The sequence below is a fragment of the Pseudomonas sp. PSE1(2024) genome, from assembly GCF_050990555.1.
Lineage (GTDB): Bacteria > Pseudomonadota > Gammaproteobacteria > Pseudomonadales > Pseudomonadaceae > Aquipseudomonas > Aquipseudomonas aphyarum.
The window spans coordinates 1,220,261-1,243,859 of record NZ_CP158967.1 but is presented as its reverse complement, the minus strand read 5'-3'; the positions used below and the strand labels follow the sequence as shown (position 1 = coordinate 1,243,859).

23 protein-coding genes and 1 pseudogene are annotated in these 23,599 nt (G+C 61.2%); 12 read left to right on the top strand and 12 right to left on the bottom strand.

The features are described from left to right. Nucleotides 1–64: 64 nt before the first annotated feature. Nucleotides 65–1,160 (bottom strand): peptide chain release factor 2 gene (gene prfB, locus ABTV87_RS05435; protein ID WP_102621447.1). Its coding sequence is split into 2 segments (ribosomal slippage): nucleotides 65–1,087 and nucleotides 1,089–1,160, totalling 1,095 coding nucleotides; the frame shifts between segments, so codons are not numbered across the junction. A gap of 123 nt (nucleotides 1,161–1,283) precedes the next feature. On the opposite strand from prfB, the pseudogene ABTV87_RS05430 reads away from it, so the two are divergent. Continuing rightward, a pseudogene (locus ABTV87_RS05430) lies at nucleotides 1,284–1,373 on the top strand (metal ABC transporter ATP-binding protein); the annotation flags it as partial. A 13-nt stretch (nucleotides 1,374–1,386) separates the two neighbouring features. Here the strand turns inward: ABTV87_RS05430 and ABTV87_RS05425 are convergent. The 8 genes from ABTV87_RS05425 to ABTV87_RS05390 all read right to left on the bottom strand — a co-directional run bounded on the left by ABTV87_RS05425 (nucleotide 1,387) and on the right by ABTV87_RS05390 (nucleotide 10,829). Further along, nucleotides 1,387–2,388 carry a response regulator gene (locus tag ABTV87_RS05425; protein ID WP_039769610.1) on the bottom strand — a complete coding sequence of 334 codons (1,002 nt, stop codon included), beginning with the start codon at nucleotides 2,386–2,388 and terminating at the stop codon, nucleotides 1,387–1,389. A 48-nt stretch (nucleotides 2,389–2,436) separates the two neighbouring features. Further along, nucleotides 2,437–3,447 carry a chemotaxis response regulator protein-glutamate methylesterase gene (locus ABTV87_RS05420; RefSeq protein ID WP_007954689.1) on the bottom strand — a complete coding sequence of 337 codons (1,011 nt, stop codon included), beginning with the start codon at nucleotides 3,445–3,447 and terminating at the stop codon, nucleotides 2,437–2,439. Further along, nucleotides 3,444–5,738: a hybrid sensor histidine kinase/response regulator gene (locus tag ABTV87_RS05415; RefSeq protein WP_433899099.1), complete on the bottom strand. Its 2,295-nt coding sequence runs from the start codon at nucleotides 5,736–5,738 to the stop codon at nucleotides 3,444–3,446. Before ABTV87_RS05415 ends, ABTV87_RS05420 begins: the two co-directional genes overlap by 4 nt. Further along, nucleotides 5,735–6,418, bottom strand: coding sequence for a chemotaxis protein CheW (locus ABTV87_RS05410; RefSeq protein ID WP_085609168.1), 684 nt, complete (start codon nucleotides 6,416–6,418; stop codon nucleotides 5,735–5,737). Before ABTV87_RS05410 ends, ABTV87_RS05415 begins: the two co-directional genes overlap by 4 nt. Continuing rightward, entirely contained in the window at nucleotides 6,415–7,692 is a 1,278-nt protein-coding gene (locus ABTV87_RS05405; protein ID WP_433899098.1) for a CheR family methyltransferase, read from the bottom strand. The genes ABTV87_RS05410 and ABTV87_RS05405 overlap by 4 nt, the downstream gene beginning before the upstream one ends. Beyond that, nucleotides 7,689–8,225, bottom strand: a complete 537-nt coding sequence (locus tag ABTV87_RS05400; RefSeq protein WP_433899097.1) for a chemotaxis protein CheW — start codon at nucleotides 8,223–8,225, stop codon at nucleotides 7,689–7,691. Before ABTV87_RS05400 ends, ABTV87_RS05405 begins: the two co-directional genes overlap by 4 nt. After that, nucleotides 8,225–9,847 carry a methyl-accepting chemotaxis protein gene (locus ABTV87_RS05395; protein ID WP_127797034.1) on the bottom strand — a complete coding sequence of 541 codons (1,623 nt, stop codon included), beginning with the start codon at nucleotides 9,845–9,847 and terminating at the stop codon, nucleotides 8,225–8,227. Before ABTV87_RS05395 ends, ABTV87_RS05400 begins: the two co-directional genes overlap by 1 nt. A 259-nt stretch (nucleotides 9,848–10,106) precedes the next feature. Continuing rightward, nucleotides 10,107–10,829, bottom strand: coding sequence for a tellurite resistance TerB family protein (locus tag ABTV87_RS05390; RefSeq protein WP_433899096.1), 723 nt, complete (start codon nucleotides 10,827–10,829; stop codon nucleotides 10,107–10,109). A gap of 176 nt (nucleotides 10,830–11,005) precedes the next feature. On the opposite strand from ABTV87_RS05390, the gene ABTV87_RS05385 reads away from it, so the two are divergent. The 8 genes from ABTV87_RS05385 to ABTV87_RS05350 all read left to right on the top strand — a co-directional run bounded on the left by ABTV87_RS05385 (nucleotide 11,006) and on the right by ABTV87_RS05350 (nucleotide 20,971). Continuing rightward, nucleotides 11,006–11,920, top strand: coding sequence for a LysR family transcriptional regulator (locus tag ABTV87_RS05385; RefSeq protein ID WP_007954670.1), 915 nt, complete (start codon nucleotides 11,006–11,008; stop codon nucleotides 11,918–11,920). A gap of 99 nt (nucleotides 11,921–12,019) precedes the next feature. Then, nucleotides 12,020–13,507, top strand: coding sequence for a gamma-aminobutyraldehyde dehydrogenase (locus tag ABTV87_RS05380; protein ID WP_085609163.1), 1,488 nt, complete (start codon nucleotides 12,020–12,022; stop codon nucleotides 13,505–13,507). 82 nt (nucleotides 13,508–13,589) lie between these two features. Next, a complete protein-coding gene (gene ydcS / locus ABTV87_RS05375; protein ID WP_085609162.1) occupies nucleotides 13,590–14,741 on the top strand; it encodes a putative ABC transporter substrate-binding protein YdcS in 1,152 nt (383 codons plus the stop codon). Nucleotides 14,742–14,957: 216 nt separating this feature from the next. Then, the gene (locus tag ABTV87_RS05370; RefSeq protein ID WP_085609161.1) at nucleotides 14,958–15,995 is read left to right on the top strand and encodes an ABC transporter ATP-binding protein; all 1,038 of its coding nucleotides are present in this window, start codon (nucleotides 14,958–14,960) and stop codon (nucleotides 15,993–15,995) included. Nucleotide 15,996: 1 nt separating this feature from the next. Then, nucleotides 15,997–16,932: an ABC transporter permease gene (locus ABTV87_RS05365; protein WP_127797030.1), complete on the top strand. Its 936-nt coding sequence runs from the start codon at nucleotides 15,997–15,999 to the stop codon at nucleotides 16,930–16,932. Further along, the gene (locus tag ABTV87_RS05360; protein ID WP_085609159.1) at nucleotides 16,922–17,746 is read left to right on the top strand and encodes an ABC transporter permease; all 825 of its coding nucleotides are present in this window, start codon (nucleotides 16,922–16,924) and stop codon (nucleotides 17,744–17,746) included. Before ABTV87_RS05365 ends, ABTV87_RS05360 begins: the two co-directional genes overlap by 11 nt. Before the next feature lie 171 nt (nucleotides 17,747–17,917). Further along, nucleotides 17,918–19,342: a gamma-aminobutyraldehyde dehydrogenase gene (locus tag ABTV87_RS05355; protein WP_433899095.1), complete on the top strand. Its 1,425-nt coding sequence runs from the start codon at nucleotides 17,918–17,920 to the stop codon at nucleotides 19,340–19,342. A gap of 144 nt (nucleotides 19,343–19,486) precedes the next feature. Next, nucleotides 19,487–20,971, top strand: a complete 1,485-nt coding sequence (locus ABTV87_RS05350) for an APC family permease (RefSeq protein ID WP_273902506.1) — start codon at nucleotides 19,487–19,489, stop codon at nucleotides 20,969–20,971. A 75-nt stretch (nucleotides 20,972–21,046) separates the two neighbouring features. Here the strand turns inward: ABTV87_RS05350 and ABTV87_RS05345 are convergent, their stop codons facing one another. Both ABTV87_RS05345 and ABTV87_RS05340 read right to left on the bottom strand, forming a co-directional pair. Next, entirely contained in the window at nucleotides 21,047–21,448 is a 402-nt protein-coding gene (locus ABTV87_RS05345) for a type II toxin-antitoxin system VapC family toxin (RefSeq protein ID WP_179692533.1), read from the bottom strand. Then, nucleotides 21,448–21,693 carry an AbrB/MazE/SpoVT family DNA-binding domain-containing protein gene (locus tag ABTV87_RS05340; RefSeq protein ID WP_433899094.1) on the bottom strand — a complete coding sequence of 82 codons (246 nt, stop codon included), beginning with the start codon at nucleotides 21,691–21,693 and terminating at the stop codon, nucleotides 21,448–21,450. The genes ABTV87_RS05345 and ABTV87_RS05340 overlap by 1 nt, the downstream gene beginning before the upstream one ends. Nucleotides 21,694–21,925: 232 nt before the next feature. Between ABTV87_RS05340 and ABTV87_RS05335 the strand changes: the two genes are divergently transcribed. The 3 genes from ABTV87_RS05335 (at nucleotide 21,926) to ABTV87_RS05325 (ending at nucleotide 23,018) form a co-directional block, all read left to right on the top strand. Continuing rightward, nucleotides 21,926–22,231 (top strand): hypothetical protein, encoded by a 306-nt coding sequence (locus ABTV87_RS05335; protein WP_433899093.1) that lies wholly within the window; start codon nucleotides 21,926–21,928, stop codon nucleotides 22,229–22,231. Next, nucleotides 22,203–22,715 (top strand): BRO-N domain-containing protein, encoded by a 513-nt coding sequence (locus ABTV87_RS05330; RefSeq protein WP_433899092.1) that lies wholly within the window; start codon nucleotides 22,203–22,205, stop codon nucleotides 22,713–22,715. Before ABTV87_RS05335 ends, ABTV87_RS05330 begins: the two co-directional genes overlap by 29 nt. A 99-nt stretch (nucleotides 22,716–22,814) precedes the next feature. After that, on the top strand, nucleotides 22,815–23,018 hold the full coding sequence (locus ABTV87_RS05325) for a hypothetical protein (protein WP_085609154.1): 204 nt from the start codon (nucleotides 22,815–22,817) through the stop codon (nucleotides 23,016–23,018). Between the two features lie 10 nt (nucleotides 23,019–23,028). Here the strand turns inward: ABTV87_RS05325 and ABTV87_RS05320 are convergent, their stop codons facing one another. Next, nucleotides 23,029–23,214 carry a hypothetical protein gene (locus ABTV87_RS05320; RefSeq protein WP_007954656.1) on the bottom strand — a complete coding sequence of 62 codons (186 nt, stop codon included), beginning with the start codon at nucleotides 23,212–23,214 and terminating at the stop codon, nucleotides 23,029–23,031. Nucleotides 23,215–23,599 lie beyond the last annotated feature (385 nt).

Below are 23,599 nucleotides of genomic sequence, written 5' to 3'. Positions count from 1 at the left end.
TAAATATTCCATCACAGGTTCGTTGCCCCCGCCGATGACGGGGGACTTGAGGTCGGGTGAAAGCTTACAGGCCCGATTTCAGGCTGGCTTCCAGGTATTCGTCGATGTCGCCGTCGAGCACCTTGTCGCAGTCACTGCGTTCGATGTTGGTGCGCAGATCCTTGATCCGCGACGCATCGAGCACGTACGAACGGATCTGGTGACCCCAGCCGATATCCGACTTGGTGTCTTCCAGCGCCTGGGACGCCGCGTTGCGCTTCTGCATTTCCTGCTCGTACAACTTGGCCCGCAGCATTTTCATGGCGGTGTCCTTGTTGGCGTGCTGGGAACGTTCGTTCTGGCAGCTCACCACGGTGTTGGTCGGTACGTGGGTGATACGTACGGCCGAGTCGGTGGTGTTTACGTGCTGACCACCGGCACCGGAGGAACGATAGGTGTCGATCCGCAGGTCTGCCGGGTTGATTTCGATTTCCACCTTGTCGTCGATCTCTGGCGAGACGAAAACCGCGGAGAACGAGGTGTGGCGACGGTTGCCGGAGTCGAACGGGCTCTTGCGCACGAGACGGTGCACGCCGATCTCGGTACGCAGCCAGCCAAAGGCGTATTCGCCCTTGATGTGCACGGTCGCACCCTTGATCCCGGCGACTTCACCGGCCGACAGCTCCATGATGGTCGCGTCGAAACCGCGTTTGTCGGCCCAGCGCAGGTACATGCGCAGCAGGATGTTGGCCCAGTCCTGGGCTTCGGTGCCGCCGGAACCGGCCTGGATGTCCAGGTAGGCGTTGTTCGGGTCCATCTCGTGGCTGAACATACGGCGGAATTCGAGCTTGGACAGGGACTCTTCGAGACCTTGAAGGACTTCGACGACGTCGTTGACCGCGCCCTCGTCGTTCTCTTCAACGGCCATGTCCAGCAGCTCGCGGCAATCGGCCAGGCCACCGTTCAGTTCGTCGAGGGTATCGACGATCTGCGCCAGCGCAGCGCGCTCGCGGCCCAGTTCCTGGGCGTATTCAGGTTTGTTCCAGACTGCAGGATCTTCAAGCTCGCGATTGACTTCGATCAGACGCTCATGCTTTTGATCGTAGTCAAAGATACCCCCGAATAGTTTCGGAGCGCTCGGACAGGTCCTTGATGGTGTTCAGGATCGGGTTGATTTCCATGACGGGCAGCACTCGTTGGCGAACTTTTGAAAGCCGGCGAGTATAACGTAATCAAGCTGTCACGGCAGCCCGTCTGGCGGCTGTTAAGGCGATTCACTTGACAGGGCCTGACGCAGGTCCCCTGTGGGAGCGGGCTTGCTCGCGAAGGCGGAGTATCAGTCGACATCATTGCTGAATGACCCACCGCATTCGCGAGCAAGCCCGCTCCCACAAGGGTATCGCGTACCTATTCGATGCCGACCTGATTGCGCCCGTTGTTCTTGGCCAGGTACAGGCCGCGGTCCGCCGCCGAGATCAGCAGCCGGCAGTCGCTGCCCGACTCCGGCACCATGGTTGCCAGGCCGATGCTGATGGTCAGGCTCGAGCCTTCAGCGGGGGCATTGTGCGGAATCTTCAGCGCCGCGACCGTCTGGCGCAGCTTTTCCGCCACCAGTCGGGCCCCGCCCGGCGAGGTGTTGGGCAGCACCAGCGCAAATTCTTCGCCGCCATAACGCGCCGGCAGATCGGACGGCCGGGCACTGGCCTCGCGGATCGCCGTGGCGACCTTGCGCAAGGCCTCGTCGCCTTCGACGTGGCCGAAGGTGTCGTTGTAGGACTTGAAGTAATCGACGTCGATCATCAGCAGCGACAACTGGCTCTGGTCGCGCAGCGAGCGGCGCCATTCCAGTTCCAGGTATTCGTCGAAGTGCCGGCGGTTGGACAATCCGGTCAGGCCGTCGGAGTTCATCAGGCGTTGCAGGACGAGGTTGGTATCGAGCAATTGCTGCTGGCTGACCCGCAACGCGCGGTAGGCCGCGTCCCGTTGCAGCAGGGTCATGTAGGAGCGCGAGTGATAGCGGATACGCGCCACCAGCTCGATGTTGTCCGGCAGTTTCACCAGATAATCGTTGGCCCCGGCGGAGAACGCCGCGCTCTTGATCAGCGGGTCTTCCTTGGTCGACAGGACGATGATCGGAATGTCCTTGGTCGCCGGGTGATTGCGGTACTCGCGCACCAGGCTCAGGCCGTCGAGGCCGGGCATCACCAGATCCTGCAGGATCACGGTCGGCTTGATCCGCACCGCGTGGGCCACGGCCTGATGCGGGTCGGAGCAGAAGTGGAAGTCGATGTTCTCTTCATTCGACAGCCCACGGCGCACGGCTTCGCCGATCATCGCCTGATCGTCCACCAACAACACCATGGCGGCGTTCTCGTCGGTTTTGATGTCATCGATCTGTAAGTCATTCATGGGCGGTCACCTGAGTGCTGCGGGGGCCAGGATTGCGGATGGATGTGTTCATTTGGGGAAAATCTCCAGCAATCGTGGCGCTATCTTTTCCAGTGGACGGATTTCTACGGCCGCGTCGATGGCTGCGGCAGCCTTGGGCATGCCGTACACCGCACTGCTCTGCTGATCCTGCGCGATGGTCAGGTAACCCTGTTGGCGCATGAGCTTAAGCCCTTGAGCCCCATCGCGTCCCATCCCTGTCAATAAAACCCCTACTGCGTCACCGTTCCAGTAATTGGCAACGCTTTCGAAAAACACGTCGATCGAGGGGCGGTAGATCTCGTTGACCGGCTCGGCGGTGTAGGCCAGCGTGCCGTTCTTGAGCAAGCGAATATGGTGGTTGGTGCCGGCCAGCAGCACCGCGCCGGCCTGCGGCGGTTCGCCTTCGCGGGCCAGACGCACGTCGAGGCCACTGGCGCTGGCCAGCCATTCGGCCATGCCGGCGGCGAACACCTGATCGACATGCTGCACCAGCACGATGGCCGCCGAAAAGTGGCGCGGCAGGCCTTTGAGCAAGACTTCCAGCGCCGCCGGGCCACCGGCCGAAGAACCGATCGCCACCAGTCGCTGGCGCGAGGCGGTACTGCGTGGTGTCGCAGGTGCCGGGCGCGAGCGGGCGGTTTTCTCGCCGATCAGCCAGCCGATATTGAGGATCTTGCGCAGCAGCGGCGCCGCTGCTTCCTGAGGATTGCCACCGCCGATGGCCGGGGTGTCGACAACATCCAGCGCGCCGTGGCCCATGGCTTCGAACACCCGGTGCACGTTCTGCTGGCGGTCCACGGTGACGATGACGATCGCGCACGGGCTCTCGGCCATGATCCGGCGGGTGGCCTCGACGCCGTCCATCACCGGCATGATCAGGTCCATCAGGATCAGGTCCGGAGTGTTTTCCGCGCACAGGCGCACCGCTTCGGCGCCGTTGCTGGCGACCCACACCACCTGATGCGCCGGCTCGAAGGCCAGCGCACGACGCAGGGCCTCCACCGCCAGAGGCATGTCGTTGACGATTGCGATCTTCATGCCCGCGCTCCTCCGATGAGCTCAACCACCGCGTCGAGCAGGGCGTCGTCATGAAAACTGGCCTTGGCCAGATAATAGTCGGCGCCGGCGTCCAGTCCACGGCGGCGATCTTCCTCGCGATCCTTGTACGACACCACCATCACCGGCAGCGATTGCAGACGGTTGTCGCGGCGCAGCAGCGAGACCAGTTCGATGCCGTCCATGCGCGGCATGTCGATGTCGGTGATCAGCAGATCGAAGTTCTCTGAGCGCAGGGCGTTCCAGCCGTCCATGCCGTCCACCGCGACGGCCACGTCGTAGCCGCGATTGAGCAGCAGCTTGCGTTGCAACTCGCGCACGGTCAGCGAATCGTCGACCACCAGAATCCGTTTGCGCGCGGCTTCTGCGGCCTGATGGCCGTGACGCGCGATGCGCTCCAGACGCCCGGTGTTGAGCAGTTTGTCCACCGAACGCAGCATGTCTTCGACGTCGACGATCAGCACCACCGAGCCATCGTCGAGCAAGGCACCGGCGGAAATGTCCTGCACCTTGCCCAGCCGCTCGTCCAGCGGCAGCACCACCAGCGTGCGCTCGCCGATGAAGCGCTCGACCGCCACGCCGTAGATTGCATCGCGCTCGCGGATCACCACGACTTTCAGCGTATCGCCGCTGTTCTGACTGGCCGGACGTTGCAACAACTGACTGGCCGCGACCAGACCGACATGTCGGCCTTCGTGCCAGAAATGCTGGCGCCCTTCGACCTGCACGATGTCCTCCGGCGCCAGATCGCACATGCGCTCGATGTGCGCCAGCGGGAACGCGTAGGCCTCGTCGCCGACTTCCACCACCAGGCTACGTACCACCGACAGGGTCAGCGGCACTTCCAGATGGAAGCGACTGCCCTCGCCCGCCGTCTGCTCCAGCACCACCGCACCGCGCAACTGGCGGACCATGTGCTGAACGGCGTCGAGGCCGACGCCACGGCCGGACACTTCGGTGACTTTGTCGCGCAGGCTGAAACCCGGCAGGAAAAGGAAAGTCAGCAGTTCTTCTTCACTCAACTGAGCGGCGGTTTCCGCTGGCGACAACTGGCGTTCAACGATGCTGCGGCGGACCTTTTCCAGATCGACACCATTGCCGTCGTCGCTCAATTCCAGCACCAGCAGACCGGCCTGATGCGAGGCACGCAGACGAATCAGGCCTTCCTCTGACTTGCCTTTGAGCAGGCGTTCTTCCGGGGTTTCGATGCCGTGATCAACCGCGTTGCGCAGCAGGTGCGTCAGCGGTGCTTCGAGTTTTTCCAGCACATCACGGTCGACCTGAGTCTTCTCGCCCTCGATCTCCAGCCGCACCTGTTTGCCGAGGCTGCGACCGAGGTCGCGCACCATCCGCACCTGCCCGGACAGCACATCGGCGAACGGTCGCATGCGGCAGGCCAGCGCGGTGTCATAGAGCACTTGCGCGCGCTGACTCGCTTGCCAGGCGAACTCGTCGAGTTCGGCGTTTTTCTCGGCCAGCAGTTGCTGGGATTCGGCGAGCAAACGGCGCGCGTCTTCCAGTGCCTCTTGAGCCTCAAGGCTCAGGGCGTGTTCCTTGAGATGAACGTTAAGACTTTCCAGCGCCCGCAGGCCGTTGTTCTGCATGCGTTTGAGGCGCTGCATCGTGGCCAGGTGCGGCTTGAGGCGCTGGGTTTCCACCAGGGATTTGCTCGACAGATCGAGCAGGCTGTTCAGGCGTTCGGCGGTGACCCGCAGCACCCGCTCGGCACCTTCGGTGGTGCGCTTGCTCTTGCGCGGTGCGGGTTCCGGCTCGGCAACCTCAACGGGGATTTCAACCGGCGCGGGCTCAACCACCGGCGGTGGCTGAAGCTGCAACTCCGCCATCACTGGAGCACTCGGAGCGGCGGGCACCACGGCCGGTGCCGTCGGATCGAGCAAACCGCCCATCAACGCCACGTAAGCCTCGATGTCCGCCGGCTGCGGGCCATTGGCCGGGGTGGCGATGCGCATCAGCAAATCGGTGCCCTGCAACAACGCGTCTATATGTTCCGGGCGCAGGAACAACCGCCCTTCCTGAGCGCTGACCAGACAATCTTCCATCACGTGGGCGACGCTGACGCCGCTGTCGATGCCGACGATCCGCGCCGCGCCTTTCAGCGAGTGCGCCGCACGCATGCACGACTCGAGCTGATCGGCCTGGGTCGGGTTGCGCTCCAGCGCCAGCAGCCCGGCGCTGAGCACCTGGGTCTGGGCTTCGGCTTCGAGGCTGAACAGCTCGAGCAAGGAGGCGTCGCGCATTTGCTCGGGGGTCATGTGAGGCTCCGGGACACGGCGGACAACAGCTGTTCTTCATCCAGCCAACGCAGGCTGCGACCTTTGAAAGGCAGCACGCCTCGGGTGTATTTGGCGCTGGCCTGTGCGCCGGAACGTGATGCGGCATCGAGGATTCGCTCATCGATGGCGTGAATCCCGTCGACTTCGTCCACCGGCACCACCACTGGCCCGCCCTGGGCAGAGATGATCAGCATGCGCGGCATGATTCGCACGCCGGTCGCCGGGGCAGCGTTGCTGTCGAGGTCGAGCAGTTCGACCAGCGACAGGCACGCCACCAGCGCACCGCGCACGTTCGCCACGCCGAGCAAGGCTCGGGAGCGCTGATGCGGCAGCGAGTGAATCGCCTGCAACGGCGCGACCTCCACCAGACTGCGCGTGGCCAGGCCGAGCCATTCTTCGCCGAGGCGGAACATCAGCAGCGAACGGGTCTTCAGCTCGGTCTCGACTTGGGTCGCCACCGGATCGCGCTCGTCCTGCTGCAACGCATAGCGGTCGAGCAGGCGCGTGGCGGCGGCGGAATACACCGAGCAATTGCGGCAATGGATGTGCTCGTCCAGCAGCGGACAGGACTTGTCGCCGTGGATGCCGATGCGGTTCCAGCAATCGTCGATGGCCCGGGCGTCTTCGTGGGTGACGTTCAAGGTGTCGGACGGGATCATCGTTTACGCTCACTGTCGGCAGTGCGGTCGCTGCGGGCGGCGCGCTCCTGCAATCGTCTGGCGCCGGCCGTGTCGCCCTGGGCCTGCAGCAACGCGGCCAGGTGCATCAAGGCTTCGGGGTGTTGCGGTTCGAGGTACAGCGCCTTGCGGTAAAAGCCCTGGGCTTCGAGGGCGCTGCCGGAGACATCGCTCAGCAGGCCGAGCCAGTAAAACACCTGGGCCACCGGCTCATGGCTGCGCAAATACTGTTCGCACGCGGCCCGGGCCTCCGCACTTTTGCCTTCGTTGGCCAGGGCGGCGATGTTGGCCAGCAGGGTCGCGGCGTCGGGGTTGGTGCTTTTAGCCGTCGCCGGCATTGGCGTCACGCCAGCAAACGGACGATTGCGCACCGGCGGCGGTGGCGTGCTGCGCACCGGGTGGCGCACAGGCAACGGCACCGGAATTGCGGTCGGCATCGGCAACGGTTCGGGCTGCGGTTCGCTGTGACGACTGAAGGCAAAGGACTGCGGAATCCCGATCGAGCGCATGCCCAGCCGCCCGAGCAGACTGCCCTCGGCCGGGCCGATAAACAGCACGCCATCGACATGGGTCAGGCGCTTCAGCACCGCGAACACCTGCTGCTGGGTCGGCTGATCGAAATAGATCAGCAGGTTGCGGCAGAACACGAAATCGAACGGCGGCTCGTTGACCAGCAATGAAGGATCAAGCACGTTGCCGACATGCAGGCGCACCTGCTCGCGGACGATTTCATTTACCCGATAGCCCTCGTTCTCGGCGAAAAAATGCCGCTCGCGAAAGTCCAGCTCCTGGCCGCGAAACGAGTTCTTGCCGTACAGCGCGCGCCGCGCCTTGTCCACTGACAAGGGGCTGACGTCCATGCCATCGACCTTGAACTGATGGGGCTTGAGGCCCGCATCGAGCAACGCCATGGCAATCGAATAGGGTTCTTCACCGGTGGAGCACGGCAGGCTGAGGATGCGCAGCGCACGCATGTTGTTCAGTTCGCCCAGACGTTTGCGCGCCAGTTTGCCGAGGGTGGCGAAGGATTCCGGGTAACGGAAAAACCAGGTCTCGGGGACGATCACCGCTTCGATCAGCGCCTGCTGTTCATCCCGCGAGCCTTGCAGCGTCTGCCAGTACTCATCGGCATTCACGGTTTGCGACAGGGTGATGCGCTGGCGCACGGCCCGCTCGATGATCGCCGGCCCGACCGAGGCGACGTCGAGGCCGATGCGTTCCTTGAGGAAAACGAAGAAGCGCTGATCACTGCTCATGGCTGCTCCTCAAGCCGCGCCGGGTCCAGCGGCGGTGTCGGGAACAACAGCGTGCGCACCGACTCGTCCAGCAAGTCGTTGACCCGCACCCACTGCACCAGCCCTTGGGCGTCTTCACGCATCGGGCCGAGGTACGGCGCCTGACGATTGTCGAGGCCGTACGGCTGAAAATCATCTGGGTTGCAGCGCAGGGTATCGGTGGCCTGTTCGAGGATCAGGCCCAGCCATTGCGGGGGTTGCGAGTCGTCCGCGCGGTAATGCACCAGCACCAGACGCGTGCTGGTGCGCGCTTCCGCAGGATGGCCGAAGGTCAGGGCACTGAGGTCGATCACCGGCACCACCGTGCCGCGATAGGCGAACACCCCCGCCACCCAGTGCGGCGCCCGGGCAATCGGCTTCAACGGCAGGCGCGGCAGCACTTCGGCCACTTCCGTGGCGCGCAAGGCGTAGCGTTCGCTGCCGATGCGAAACAGCAGGAACAACGCCTGCTTCGCCACCGGTGCAGCGCTGCGTTTGGCGGTGATTTCGCTCATCAGACTTTGAATCGCGAAACGCCGCTGCGCAGGCCCACGGCCACCTGGCTCAGTTCGTCAATGGCGAAACTGGCCTGACGCAACGACTCGACCGTCTGGCTGCTGGCATCACCCAGCTGCACCAGCGCGTGGTTGATCTGCTCGGCACCGGTGGCCTGAGCCTGCATGCCTTCGTTGACCATCAACACCCGCGGCGCCAGCGCCTGCACTTGATGGATGATCTGCGACAGCTGCTCGCCGACCTGCTGCACTTCGGCCATGCCGCGACGCACTTCCTCGGAGAACTTGTCCATGCCCATCACCCCGGCGGACACCGCCGACTGGATCTCGCGGACCATCTGTTCGATGTCGTAAGTCGCGACAGCGGTCTGATCCGCCAGACGCCGAACTTCAGTGGCGACCACGGCGAAACCGCGACCGTATTCGCCGGCCTTCTCCGCTTCGATCGCGGCGTTCAGGGACAGCAGGTTGGTCTGGTCGGCGACCTTGACGATGGTCACGACCACCTGATTGATGTTGCCGGCCTTCTCGTTGAGGATCGCCAGTTTGGCGTTCACCAGATCCGCCGCGCCCATCACCGAGTGCATGGTGTCTTCCATGCGCGCCAGGCCTTGCTGCCCGGAACCGGCCAGCACCGAGGCCTGATCGGCGGCGGTGGAGACTTCGGTCATGGTGCGCACCAGATCACGGGAGGTCGCCGCGATCTCGCGGGACGTCGCGCCGATTTCAGTCGTGGTGGCGGCGGTTTCGGTGGCGGTCGCCTGTTGTTGCTTGGACGTAGCGGCGATCTCGGTCACCGACGTGGTGACCTGCACCGACGAGCGCTGGGCCTGGGACACCAGCGAGGTGAGCTCGGTCATCATGTCGTTGAAGCCGGTTTCCACGGCGCCGAACTCGTCCTTGCGGTCGAGGTTCAAGCGGCTGCTCAGATCGCCGGTGCGCATGATTTCGAGGATCTGCACGATGCGGTTCATCGGCGCCATGATCGCGCGCATCAGCAGCAGACCGCAGAGGCCGGCCGCCAGCACGGCGATCAGCAACGAGATGAACATGCTGACCTTGGCCGCCGATACCGCTTCGTCAATGTTGGCCATGGCCTGATCGGCGACTTTCTTGTTCTCGCCAATGATGTCGTTGAGTTTCATCCGGCCGCTGTACCAGGTCGGCGTCAGTTTCTCATTGAACAGCTTGACCGCATCGGCTTCCAGATTGCGCTTGTGCAGGTCCAGAACCGAGTTCTGGATCTGCATGTAAGCGTCGTGATACTTCTCGAAAGCAGCGAATTCGTTACGGTCTTCATCCGTCGCCATAGTGCTGCGGTAGTTGGCCATCTGCTCCTGCAAGCGGGTTTCGAACGCCTTGTAGTCCGCCGCATCTTCAGTGCTGATGCCCTCGCCCTGCTTGAGGCCGAGCAACTCCTGGGTCTGCAGATAACTGTCGACCCACGCGCCACGAATCATCGAGCTGTAATAGACGCCGGGAATCGCGTCGTCACGGACGCTGTTTTCACTGGCTTCGATCTTCAGCAGCCGCGAATACGAGACGACCACCATCAGCAGCATGATGGCGATAATCACCGCAAAGCTCGCCAAAATGCGTTGGCGCAACGTCCAGTTCTTCACAGTCAGTCCTCGGGGCGGGTCGAAATGCGGGGGAGTATAGCTGAGGGCGGTGTTTCATTTATAAGACGGTTTGCCGCGCTCAGGCCTTTCGGTCATGAAACGCGATGGGCTCTGGACTGGGACTTTCCGGCAATCAGCGGTCAGCGTGCCAGTGACGCAATGGCAAAAAGGGGCGATGGATTGGCCTTTTCAACTGCCGCAACGAAAGAACCCGCCATCCTGTGCGGGATCGCGGGTTCTGATATCGCTGACAGCGGCTTCACTGGGTAGCTACACGGACCTGCTTCTCCAGCTCCACCTTCAACCCCGGCTCCAGCTTCAACTGCCGCGCCAGTTCATCCAGATAGCTCTTCTCCATGAAGTTCTCCTCATCCACCATCATCACGCTCGCCACGTACATCTCGGCCGCCATCTCCGGCGTGCTCGCCACGCGGGCGACGTCGGTGGGGTCGAGGGGTTTGTTGAGTTCGGCGTGGAGCCAGTGTTTGAGTTCCTGATCGTTGTCGAGTTTGGTGAATTCGCCTTCGATCAGTTGGCGTTCGCGGTCGTCGATGTGGCCGTCGGCTTTGGCGGCGGCGACCAGGGCTTTGAGGATGGCCTGGCTGTGTTGTTCGACTTGCGCCGGTGGCAGGCGATCGAGGGTTTGCGGTTCGTTTTGTGGGGCAGTGCCTTTTTGGGCGTTCCAGTTGCCGTAGGCTTTGTAGGCGATCACGCCGAGTGCGGCGAGGCCACCGTAGATGGCGACTTTACCGCCAACCTTGCGGGCCTTTTTACTGCCCAGCAACAGACCCATTGCCCCGGCCGCCAGAGCACCGCCGCCTGCGCCTGACAGCAAACCGCCGAGTGCGCCATTACTGGAAGATCCGCCCAGCAAGCCGCCCAAACCACCGGCAGCCGGTTTGTTCTGCGCCCCGCCCGCCTTGTTCTGCAGCAGATCCTGGCCGGACTTGAGGAGTTGATCGAGCAATCCACGGGTGTTCATGTTCCGTCTCCAAACAGGGGTTATCCGGATCAATAAGGCCTTCAGCCTAGTTCGAAAGTGCCCGTCACTTGGGCGCAAGTGTGCTTCCAGATGTTGCCTGAACCACAGCAGCCCTTCGTAAAAATAGATATACACTCGAGGCAATCTATAAAAACCGCCCACCGGGTAATCCTTCCATGATGACCTTGCGTCAGATCCGCCATTTCATCGCCGTGGCCGAGACCGGCTCGATCTCCGCCGCTGCGCAAACCGCGTTCATTTCCCAGTCGACTCTGACCTTGGCTATCCAGCAACTGGAGGAAGAAATCGGCGTCAGCCTGTTCAATCGCCACGCCAAGGGCATGACGCTTACCCATCAGGGCCACCAGTTCCTGCGCCAGGCGCACCTGATTCTGGCGACCGTGGACAACGCCAAACGCAGCCTGCAACAAAGCACCGATCAGGTTGCCGGGCAGTTGATCGTCGGCGTGACCAGTCTGGTGGCCGGTTATTACCTGGCGGATTTGCTCACCCGTTTCCAGCGCGCCTACCCCAATGTCGAGATCCGCGTGATGGAGGATGAACGTCCGTATATCGAGCATTTGCTGGTCAGTGGCGAGATCGATGTCGGGGTGCTGATCCTCTCCAACCTCGAAGACCGCCACGCCCTGCAGACCGAAGTGCTGACCCACTCGCCGCACCGTTTGTGGCTGCCGGCCCAGCATCCGCTGCTGGAACACGACAGCATCAACCTCGCCGATGTCGCCCGGGAGCCGTTAATTCAACTGAACGTCGACGAGATGGATCGCAACGCCCAACGTCTATGGCGCGGCGCCGGACTGCAACCGAAGATCACCCTCAGAACTGCGTCCACCGAGGCCGTGCGAAGTCTGGTGGCGGCGGGTCTCGGCGTCTCGATCCAACCGGACATGACCTACCGCCCGTGGTCGCTGGAAGGCGACATCATCGAGGCGCGGCCAATTGCCGACCTCAATCAGACCCTCGACGTCGGTCTGGCCTGGCGTCGCGGCACCGCCCGCCCCGCGCTGGTCGATCCCTTCCTGACCGTGGCCCGCGAACAGCCTCACGGCGGACGCAAGCCATCTATTTAATCGAATGCCACCTTCAGTATTTAGAATTTGTCGACCCCGGAGCCGCGCACTAGTCTTGCTGCATCTATAAGACGGTCGGCTCCCGGAACAGGGAGCAACATGGCCATACAAGAAAAGAGATCACGGAAAATGGCTGGCGCGCAGACCCACATGCACACCGCGTTGCTGATCGACGGCGAACTGGTCGCCGGCCAGGGTTTCGTCGAACCGATCCTCAACCCGGCCACCGGCGAAGTCCTGACCCAGATCGCCGAGGCCAGCACCGAGCAAGTCGAAGCCGCCATCCTCGCCGCCCACCGCGCCTTTGCCGAGTGGTCGCGCACCACCCCGCAACAACGCTCGAACCTGCTGCTGGAAATCGCCAACGCCGTCGAAAAACACGCCGACCACCTCGCCCGCCTCGAAGCCCTGAACTGCGGCAAGCCGCTGCACCTGGCGCGTCAGGACGATTTGACCGCCACCGTCGATGTATTCCGCTTCTTCGCCGGCGCCGTGCGCTGCCAGACCGGCCAGCTCAGCGGCGAATACGTGCCGGGCTACACGAGCATGGTGCGCCGCGACCCGATTGGCGTCGTCGCCTCAATTGCGCCGTGGAACTACCCGATCATGATGGCCGCGTGGAAGATCGCCCCGGCCCTCGCCGCCGGCAATACACTGGTGTTCAAGCCGTCCGAGCACACGCCGCTGTCGATTCTGGCGCTGGCGCCAGCGCTGGCCGAAATCCTGCCGCGTGGGGTGATCAACATCGTCTGCGGTGGCGGCGAAGGGGTTGGCAGTCATCTGGTCGGCCACCCGAAAGTACGCATGGTGTCGCTGACCGGCGATATCGTCACCGGCCAGAAAATCCTCCAGGCCGCGGCCAAAACCCTCAAACGCACGCACCTCGAACTCGGCGGCAAGGCCCCGGTGATCGTGTGCAACGATGCCGACATTAAAGCCGTGGTCGAGGGCGTTCGCACTTATGGCTATTACAACGCCGGGCAGGATTGCACGGCGGCCTGCCGGATCTACGCCCAGGCGGGGATTCACGACAAATTGGTCGCCGAGCTCGGTGCGGCGGTCAGCAGCCTACGCTTCGCCGGCAAACGCGATGCCGACAACGAAATCGGGCCGCTGATCAGCACTCGTCAGCGCGACCGCGTGGCCAGTTTCGTCGAGCGCGCCCTCGGCCAGCCGCATATCGAGCGGGTGACCGGCGCGGCGGTGCATTCCGGCGCCGGGTTCTTCTATCAGCCAACGTTGCTGGCCGGTTGCAAACAGAGCGATGAAATCGTCCAGCGCGAAGTGTTCGGCCCGGTGGTGACCGTGACCCGCTTCGATGAACTGGCGCAAGCGGTGGACTGGGCCAACGACTCGGAATACGGCCTCGCCTCGTCGGTGTGGACGCAGAACCTGGACAAGGCGATGCAAGTCGCCGCGCGCCTGCAATACGGCTGCACCTGGATCAACAGCCATTTCATGCTGGTCAGCGAAATGCCCCACGGCGGGCTGAAACGCTCCGGTTACGGCAAAGACTTATCCAGCGATTCGCTACAGGACTACAGCGTGGTGCGGCACATCATGGCCCGCCACGGCCAGCATCTCTGACTACGCTAATAACAAGCCGACCACGGCATGCTTCACCGCGTTCACAACTGCCCCGACCATAATTTGAAGAAGAGGGTTCACCATGTTCGTGCACAAGACCGCACTGCTCAGTGCAATCACCACGGCCCTGCTGGCCAGCGCCAGCCTGCAGGCCGCCGAGCCGCTGAAAGCCGTCGGCGCCGGCGAAGGCCAGCTGGATATCGTCGCCTGGCCCGGCTACATCGAACGCGGTGAAAGCGACAAGGCCTACGACTGGGTGACCGGTTTCGAGAAGGAAACCGGCTGCAAGGTCAATGTGAAAACTGCCGCCACCTCTGACGAAATGGTCAGTCTGATGGCCAAGGGCGGTTACGACCTGGTGACAGCGTCGGGCGATGCCTCGTTGCGGTTGATCGTCGGCAAGCGTGTGCAGCCGATCAACACCGCGTTGATCCCGAACTGGAAATCTCTCGACCCGCGCCTGAAAGACGCGCCGTGGTACGTGGTCAACAACCAGACCTACGGCACCCCGTACCAGTGGGGCCCGAACGTGTTGATGTACAACACCAACGTGTTCAAGACTGCGCCGACCAGCTGGAACGTGGTGTTCGACGCGCAGAACCTGCCCGATGGCAAGCCGAACAAGGGCCGCGTGCAGGCCTATGACGGCCCGATCTACATTGCCGACGCGGCGCTCTATCTGAAATCCACCAAGCCTGAGCTGGGGATCAAGGATCCGTATCAACTCACTGAAGATCAGTACAAGGCTGTGCTGGAACTGTTGCGCGCCCAGCAGAAGCTGATTCACCGCTACTGGCACGACACCACGGTGCAGATGAGCGACTTCAAGAACGAAGGCGTGGTCGCGTCCAGCGCCTGGCCGTATCAGGTAAACGGCCTGATCAACGAGAAACAGCCGATCGCGTCGACCGTACCGAAAGAAGGCGCCACCGGTTGGGCCGACACCACCATGCTGCACGCCGAGGCCAAGCACCCGAACTGCGCGTACAAGTGGATGGACTGGTCGCTGCAGCCGAAAGTCCAGGGTGATGTGGCGGCGTGGTTTGGTTCGTTGCCGGCGGTTCCGGCGGCTTGCCAGGGCAGTGAATTGCTCGGCGCTGAAGGCTGCAAGACCAACGGGTTCGATCAGTTCGACAAGATCGCGTTCTGGAAAACACCGCAGGCTGAGGGTGGGAAGTTTGTGCCGTATAGCCGGTGGACGCAGGACTACATTGCGATTATGGGCGGTCGCTGACACGCCGCTCTAGCCCGATCGTTCCCACGTCGAGGCGTCGAACCGTCCGCGTGGGAATGCATCACCGGACGCTCCGCGTCCATTCGCATGAGCTGACGCAGAGCGTCACGGGCTGCATTCCCACGCAGAGCGTGGGAACGATCAATTCGAATACTGTTTTTCAGAAGTCCAGGCAGGGCCGCTGCGACGACCCTCGCCTTTTCGGAGCACCGCACCATGACGCTTGCAGTCCAGTTCACCAACGTTTCCCGGCAGTTCGGCGAAGTGAAAGCCGTTGACCGGGTTTCCATCGACATCCAGGACGGCGAGTTCTTTTCCATGCTCGGTCCCTCCGGTTCGGGCAAGACCACGTGCCTGCGCCTGATCGCCGGGTTCGAACAACCGAGCGCCGGCTCGATCCGCATTCACGGCGCCGAAGCCGCCGGTCTGCCGCCCTATCAACGCGACGTAAACACAGTGTTTCAGGATTACGCGCTGTTCCCGCACATGAACGTGCTAGACAACGTTGCCTACGGCCTGAAGGTCAAAGGCGTAAGCAAAACCGAGCGCCACAAGCGCGCCGAAGAAGCGTTGGACATGGTCGCCCTCGGTGGCTACGGCGCCCGCAAACCGGTGCAGTTGTCCGGCGGTCAGCGCCAACGTGTCGCCCTCGCCCGCGCCCTGGTCAATCGTCCGCGAGTGCTGTTGCTCGACGAGCCGTTGGGCGCTCTCGATCTGAAACTGCGCGAACAAATGCAGAGCGAACTGAAAAAGCTGCAACGCCAGCTCGGCATCACATTCATCTTCGTCACCCACGATCAGACTGAAGCGCTGTCGATGTCCGACCGCGTGGCCGTGTTCAACAAGGGTCGTATCGAACAGGTCGACACCCCGCGCAATCTGTACATGAAACCCACCACAACGTTCGTCGCTGAATTCGTCGGCACTTCGAACGTGATTCGCGGCGATCTGGCGCGTCAGCTCAGCGGCCATCCGCAGCCGTTTTCGATCCGCCCGGAACACGTGCGTTTCGCCGAAGGCCCGCTGGCCAGTCATGAAATCGAAGTCAGCGGCCTGCTCCACGACATCCAGTACCAGGGCAGCGCCACGCGCTATGAACTGACCCTGGAAAACGGCCAGACCCTGAGCATCAGCCAGGCCAATAATCAGTGGATCGACAGCAGCGCGCAGCACCAGACCGGTCAGCGCATCAGTGCGCGCTGGGCGCGGGAAGCGATGATTCCGCTGCACGACACCGTTGCGAGCGGGGTGTGACATGACCGCCCTCGCCCTCCCTCAATCGGCGCCGTTGCGCAGGTTTTCCAACCTGCTCTATCGCAAGCCGAACCTGTATCTGTCGATGCTGCTGATACCGCCGCTGCTGTGGTTCGGCGCGATCTATCTCGGCTCGCTGTTGATGTTGCTGTGGCAAGGTTTCTACACCTTCGACGATTTCACGATGGCAGTCACCCCGGACCTGACCCTGGCCAATTTCGCCGCGCTGTTTCAGCCGTCGAATTTCGACATCATCCTGCGCACCCTGAGCATGGCCGTCGTGGTGTCGATCGCCAGCGCCATCGTCGCGTTCCCGATTGCCTACTACATGGCGCGCTACACCACCGGCAAGACCAAGGCGTTTTTCTACATCGCGGTGATGATGCCGATGTGGGCCAGTTACATCGTCAAGGCCTACGCCTGGACGCTGCTGCTGGCCAAGGGCGGCGTGGCGCAGTGGTTCGTTCAGCACCTGGGGCTGGAGCCGGTTCTGCAGTTCATTCTGGGGATTCCCGGGGTCGGCGGCAGCACCTTGTCGACCTCGCATCTGGGTCGGTTCATGGTGTTCGTCTACATCTGGCTGCCGTTCATGATCCTGCCGATCCAGGCCTCGCTGGAACGCCTTCCGCCGTCGTTGCTGCAAGCCTCCGCCGACCTCGGGGCCAAGCCGCGCCAGACCTTCATGCAGGTGATTCTGCCGCTGTCGGTGCCGGGGATTGCGGCCGGTTCGATCTTCACGTTCTCGCTGACGTTGGGCGACTTCATCGTGCCGCAACTGGTGGGCCCGCCGGGCTACTTCGTCGGCAGCATGGTTTACGCGCAACAGGGTGCGATCGGCAACATGCCCATGGCTGCGGCGTTCACGCTGGTGCCGATCGTGCTGATCGCCATCTACCTGTCCATCGTCAAACGACTGGGGGCCTTCGATGCACTCTGACTCTTCATCACAAGGGCGTGCTTCTATCGGTCTGCGCATCGCAGCCTGGGGCGGGCTGGTGTTTCTGCACTTTCCGATCCTGATCATCTTCCTCTACGCCTTCAACACTGAAGACGCGGCGTTCAGCTTTCCACCGAAAGGCTTCACGCTGCACTGGTTCAGCGTGGCGTTTTCGCGGCCGGACGTGCTGGAAGCGATCAAGCTGTCGCTGCAGATCGCGGCCATTGCCACGCTGATCGCCATGGTGCTCGGCACCCTCGCTTCCGCTGCGCTTTATCGCCGGGATTTCTTCGGCAAGCAGGGCATTTCGCTGATGCTGATCCTGCCGATTGCACTGCCGGGGATCATCACCGGGATCGCGCTGCTGGCGACCTTCAAGACGCTGGGCATCGAGCCGGGGATGTTCACCATCATCGTCGGCCACGCGACCTTCTGCGTGGTGATCGTCTACAACAACGTCATTGCCCGTTTGCGCCGTACCTCGCACAGCCTGATCGAGGCGTCGATGGATCTCGGCGCCGACGGCTGGCAGACCTTTCGCTACATCATCCTGCCGAACCTCGGCTCGGCCCTGCTCGCCGGCGGCATGCTGGCGTTTGCGCTGTCGTTTGACGAAATCATCGTCACCACATTCACCGCCGGCCATGAACGCACCTTGCCGCTGTGGCTGCTCAATCAACTGAGCCGCCCACGGGACGTGCCGGTGACCAACGTCGTGGCGATGCTCGTGATGCTGGTGACCATGCTGCCGATCCTCGGCGCCTACTACCTGACCCGGGGTGGCGAGAGCGTGGCCGGCAGCGGTGGGAAATAACCGAATAACTGAAGAAACCGGATCGAAATGTGGGAGCGAGCTTGCTCGCGAAGAGGCCATCACATTCCGCATTGATGTCGGCTGACCCACCGCTTTCGCGAGCAAGCCCGCTCCCACAATGGAACCCGGTTTCTTCAGAAAAATAACAATTGCTTCGAAGAGGACAACAACATGCAAACCAAACTCTTGATCAACGGCCAACTGGTCAACGGCGAAGGCCCGGCGCAACCGGTGCTCAACCCGGCACGTGGCGAAGTGCTGGTGGAAATCAACGAGGCCACCGAAGCCCAGGTCGATGCTGCCGTGCGCGCCGCCGACAGTGCTTTCGCCGAATGGTCGCAGACCACGCCGAAAGACCGTTCGCTGTTGCTGCTGAAACTCGCCGACGCCATCGAAGCAGACGGCGAAGAACTGGCCAAACTGGAATCGGACAACTGCGGCAAACCCTACAGCGCCGCGCTGAACGACGAGATCCCGGCGATTGCCGACGTGTTCCGTTTCTTCGCCGGCGCCAGTCGCTGCATGAGTGGTTCAGCCGGTGGCGAATACCTGCCCGGCCACACTTCGATGATCCGCCGCGACCCGGTGGGCGTGATCGCCTCCATCGCGCCGTGGAACTACCCGCTGATGATGGTCGCCTGGAAAATCGCCCCGGCCCTCGCCGCCGGTAATACCGTGGTGCTTAAGCCGTCGGAACAAACCCCGCTGACCGCATTGCGTCTGGCCGAACTGGCGTCAGATATTTTCCCGGCCGGTGTACTCAATCTGGTGTTCGGGCGTGGGCCGAGCGTAGGCAGTCCACTGGTGACCCATCCGAAAGTGCGCATGGTCTCGCTGACCGGCTCCATCGCCACTGGTTCGAACATCATTTCCAGCACCGCCGACAGCGTCAAACGCATGCACATGGAACTGGGCGGCAAGGCGCCGGTAATCATCTTCGACGACGCCGACATCGACGCGGCAGTCGAAGGCATTCGTACCTTCGGTTTCTACAACGCCGGCCAGGACTGCACCGCCGCCTGCCGGATCTACGCCCAGCAAGGCATCTACGACAAGTTCGTCGAGAAGCTCGGCGCGGCGGTCAGCAGCATCAAGTACGGGTTGCAAGATGATCCGTCCACGGAACTCGGGCCGCTGATCACCGCCCAGCATCGCGACCGCGTGGCCGGGTTTGTCGAACGCGCTGTGGCGCAACCGCACATTCGCTTGATCACTGGCGGCAAGGCGGTGGACGGCAACGGTTTCTTCTTCGAACCAACCGTGCTGGCCGACGCCCAGCAGGACGACGAAATCGTCCGTCGCGAAGTGTTCGGGCCGGTGGTGTCGGTGACCAAGTTCACCGACGAAGCCCAGGCACTGGAGTGGGCCAATGATTCGGACTACGGCCTGGCGTCCTCGGTGTGGACGGCGGATGTAGGACGTGCGCATCGACTGTCCGCTCGGTTGCAGTACGGCTGCACCTGGGTGAATACACATTTCATGCTTGTCAGCGAAATGCCTCATGGCGGTCAGAAACTGTCCGGCTACGGCAAGGACATGTCCATGTACGGACTGGAGGACTACACCACGGTTCGGCATGTGATGTTCAAGCACTAAAGGCATCCCCCGGCTTCAAGGCAGAAACCGGTCATCCGCATCACCAGGCATTCAAAACAATAACTACCGATCCGGGCGGCGCTCACCAAGCACCGCCACGGCTTCGGCCATCCGAAATCTGCCGATTTCACGGAGCAAACACACATGAGTGCATCACCCGATCTCTCAGCCGCCGTTGCCGACAGCGATGCCGAACAACTGCGCCAACTGGGCTACACCTCCAACTTCAACCGCAGCATGAGCCTGTGGGAAAACTTCGCGCTGGGCTTCACTTATCTGTCACCGGTCGTAGGGGTTTATACCCTGTTCGGCCTGTGCCTGGCCGCCGGCGGGCCACCGATGTTCTGGGCCTATTTGCTGGTCGGTTGCGGGCAATTGCTGGTGTGCCTGATCTTCGGCGAAGTGGTTTCGCAGTTCCCGATTTCCGGTGGTGTTTATCCTTGGGCACGTCGCCTGGTGGGCAAGAAATGGGCGTGGATGGTCGGCTGGATCTACTCCATCGCCCTGTGCGTGACCATCGCCGCTGTTGCGGTCGGCGCCGGCCCGTACCTCGCGGCTATGCTGGGTTTTGAGCCGAGCAACAACACCAACATCGTCATCGCCCTGGTGCTGACGCTGTTCGCCACGCTGGTGAACCTCAGCGGCACCAAAGTGCTGGCGCGGATCGCTATGTTCGGCTTCCTCTGCGAACTGGTGGGCGCGGTGATCGTCGGCGTGTACCTGCTGATTTTCGAGCGTCACCAGCCAATCAGCGTGCTGTTCAACACCTTCGACATCAGCGTCGACGGCTCCTACCTGCCGGCATTCCTCACCGCTTCGCTGGCGGGGATGTTCCTCTACTACGGCTTCGAAGCCTGCGGCGACGTGGCCGAAGAAACCCCGAACCCGAGCAAGAAAATCCCGGTGGCCATGCGCATGACCATCTACATCGGCGGCATCGCGGCGATGTTCGCCTGCCTGGCACTGATCCTCGCCGTGCCGGACATGCAAGCGGTGATCAACGGCACCGACAAGGACCCAGTCACCACCATCCTCAACAACGCGTTCGGCCCGGTCGGTTCGAAAGTGGTGATGGGTGTGGTAATGATTTCCTTCATCTCCTGCGTCATCAGCCTGCAAGCGGCGGCGAGTCGTCTGCTGTATTCCTACGCTCGAGATGAAATGGTCATCGGCAGCCGACTGCTGAAAAAGATTTCTCCTACGACCCAAGTGCCAGTTGCTGCGCTGTTCGTGTCCGGCGTCCTGCCCGGCCTGATCATCGCCCTCGGCTTCTTCCTGCAAGACGCCGTGGCCACCATCGTCAGCTTCGCCGCCATCGGCATCTACCTCGCGTTTCAAATGATCGTCCTCGCCGCCCTGTACGCCCGCAGCAAAGGCTGGAAACCGAGCGGCAAATTCACCCTCGGCGCCTGGGGCTGGCCGGTGAACATCGGCGCGCTGGTGTACGGCGTCGGCGCAATCATCAACATGGCCTGGCCACGCACGCCGGATGCAGCGTGGTACATCAACTACGCGATGGTGCTGAGCACGGCGATCGTGATTGGGTTGGGGCTGGTTTACATGTGGATTGGCAAGCCATACGACCATGGGAAGGCACCGGCTGGGGATGCTTGGAAGGTGGGGCGCTAAACACAATCGCCCCGGAGATTCAGATACTTCCGGGGCGATTTACGAATCCAGGCTACTTAAAAACGTAACTACAAATCAGGAAGGTGTAATCAACTCGACGGAGGGGAAGTAATTGCGGTAGCGCTTAGAGTCTCGTGTCAACAACGGTAGTTTTTTTACAGCTGCATGAGCACCAATGAAAAAGTCCGCCAACACGTTGTGTTTTCCTCCGCCTACCTTTCGATAACGAACGAACGCTTTACCAGCCAAAAAGAGCGCAGGTCGCGGGATTTCCTGCATGACCAAGCCGAGCTGATTAACCACCCCATCCAGCGCTTCAAACGTTGAAAAAGTCTGGGATAACTCTGCATAAACGATCGGGTTAATGACCAACTCATGAATTAGCGACTGAGCGCGAAGTTGCTGGATAGACCAGTCAGCCCAAGCTGGGTCGTCCTCCAAAACGTCAATCAACACATTGGTATCAACCAACACCATTAATCATCACCCCGAAGCAACGCCATCAAATCATCGGTTCGCCATTTGATATCGGCTTTGCCACGAACAGCATCAAATCGATCCGGAATTTTTGCTTTGCCTGTAACGGGCTTCGCACTGTGCAGTACCACCTCTCCCTGCTCATTGACACTGAACTCAATCGCCGAGCCCGGCGTGAGATGCAAGGCATCACGGATTGGCTTGGGAATCGTCACTTGACCCTTACTCGTCATGGTTGTCGTCATTTCATGCTCCTTGAGTATTACTCGCCACACCAACGTAATACTTGGTTTCGGGATCTGCAACCGCCGCTGATCGTAGGACTATTCCGACCGATTTATAGGACGACAGCGCAGTGCTTTAAAGCGTTTTGCTCTGACGATAAACAGCTGCCATAGATCGCAGTGACCTGCCTGAAACAAGCCGTAACTGGAAACCGAATATTGGATCGTCGGGAAGAAACCTGAGGTTCGTTCCGTGGATTCGAATGAATATAGGAAAAATTGTGGCTCAGGGGCCTCCTCTCTGCAGAACATGCAAAAACAGGAAATTCCTACAGATGCTGCCTACGAGAAAGATCTTCAATTCCGACAACAAGCGTCGATTAACCGGGCTTGGCACCTTAAGCACCTGACCGATACGCTTCCTTTCGGCAGCGAAGTCAGCAGCCCGGTGTCGAAGCCGGAACAAAATCAAAATGGCGCAACCGCACTCATCCGAGTGGCGGCTCTATTCTCAATATTGGAGTCGACAAATGCCCAATCAAACTCAAAATTCCTCTAAAGATCATCCTTACTTCATTCCCACCGTCTTCACCCGCCACAACCGCTTCCTCCACGCCCTCCTACTCGATCACCAAGCCTGGTTCTGCACTCAGGATCTGGGCCGCATGATGGGCCATCCTTTGAACCCACGCGTCACCCTGAAACTCGACCCCGACCAACGCCGCATCGTCCGCCTGCGCAAGTACGGCAAAGTTGTCGAGACACCGATGGTCAGCGAATCCGGCATGTACGCGCTGCTCGTCCACCATTTCATCCCGGAAAACCGCAATCTGCGCCAATGGCTGAGCAATGAGGTGATTCCCATTTTGCGAGAAACCAGCTCAGCAACAGCGGAAAACTGCCCGAGCCTGAGCTCGATGCATTGGGCGGGCGTCACCGTGCCGCTGCTGCACTGGCAACAACAGGCTTGGGTGAAATGGCGTGATATGCCGGAGTTGGTGCGCGGTCAGCAGCCATATCAGGTATCGGGGACATGTAGCTGACGGCCTCACTTGGCCCAATGAAAAAGGGGCGGACTCCAGAGCCCGCCCCTTCAATGTTCACCATCTACCTCGACCAATTTCTGACCGAGTCCCTAACAGATGCACAACGCCATCCCTGCACTGCCGCCCATTCTCGAAATCATCCCGAGCGACGAGGGTTTTGCTGAAGACTACCTGCAAAAATTCGTCAAACAATGCGCGGTCGCCAAGCATCTGGACGCAATCCATGTCGGCATCGCCGATGCTGACGCGGGTAAGTTGATTGATCTGGCCACCGTGAAAGCCAAATGGCTTTCACGGTGAACCTCCTGTTTCAAAACCGCGAAACACTCCTCATCGCATCCACCAGATACCGCATCGCAATCCGGTCGCTTTCCGACAACTCCCGGTAACGCTCCACCAGTTTCAGTTCGTCAGGACTGAGCCGGCGTCTTCGCCGGACGTTGGTGAGGCAGGGAAAGATGCCCAACATTTCGGTGATGCCTTGTCCTTTTGTCATGGACGATGTCCTTTTCCAGTACGTCAGAAATTTTCGAAAACCGCATCGCCCTGCTCCTTTAAGCAGCGATTTGAGCCCTGCCGGTCGGATGGGTCGTGACCGGCGATGCCCATAGAATAGAAATTAAATCGGCGCTGAAAAGCTGTTTTTAGAGTAATTAGTCGAAAAAAGCAGATATGCCCTATAAATCAGAAAAGGCTGTGGGATAAGTAACCGTAACGTCTTGTTTCATTGAGACGCTGTCGCGGTGCTATCAATGAATTTTGCAAAATCAGCGAACGGATTAAGCTAGCGGGCATCTGTTACTAGTCCGTAGCGTTTGGCCGAAGGCTTGTCCGAACCGTAATTTCTGATCCAGTACGTGCCAGGAACGGCGCGGGATTGT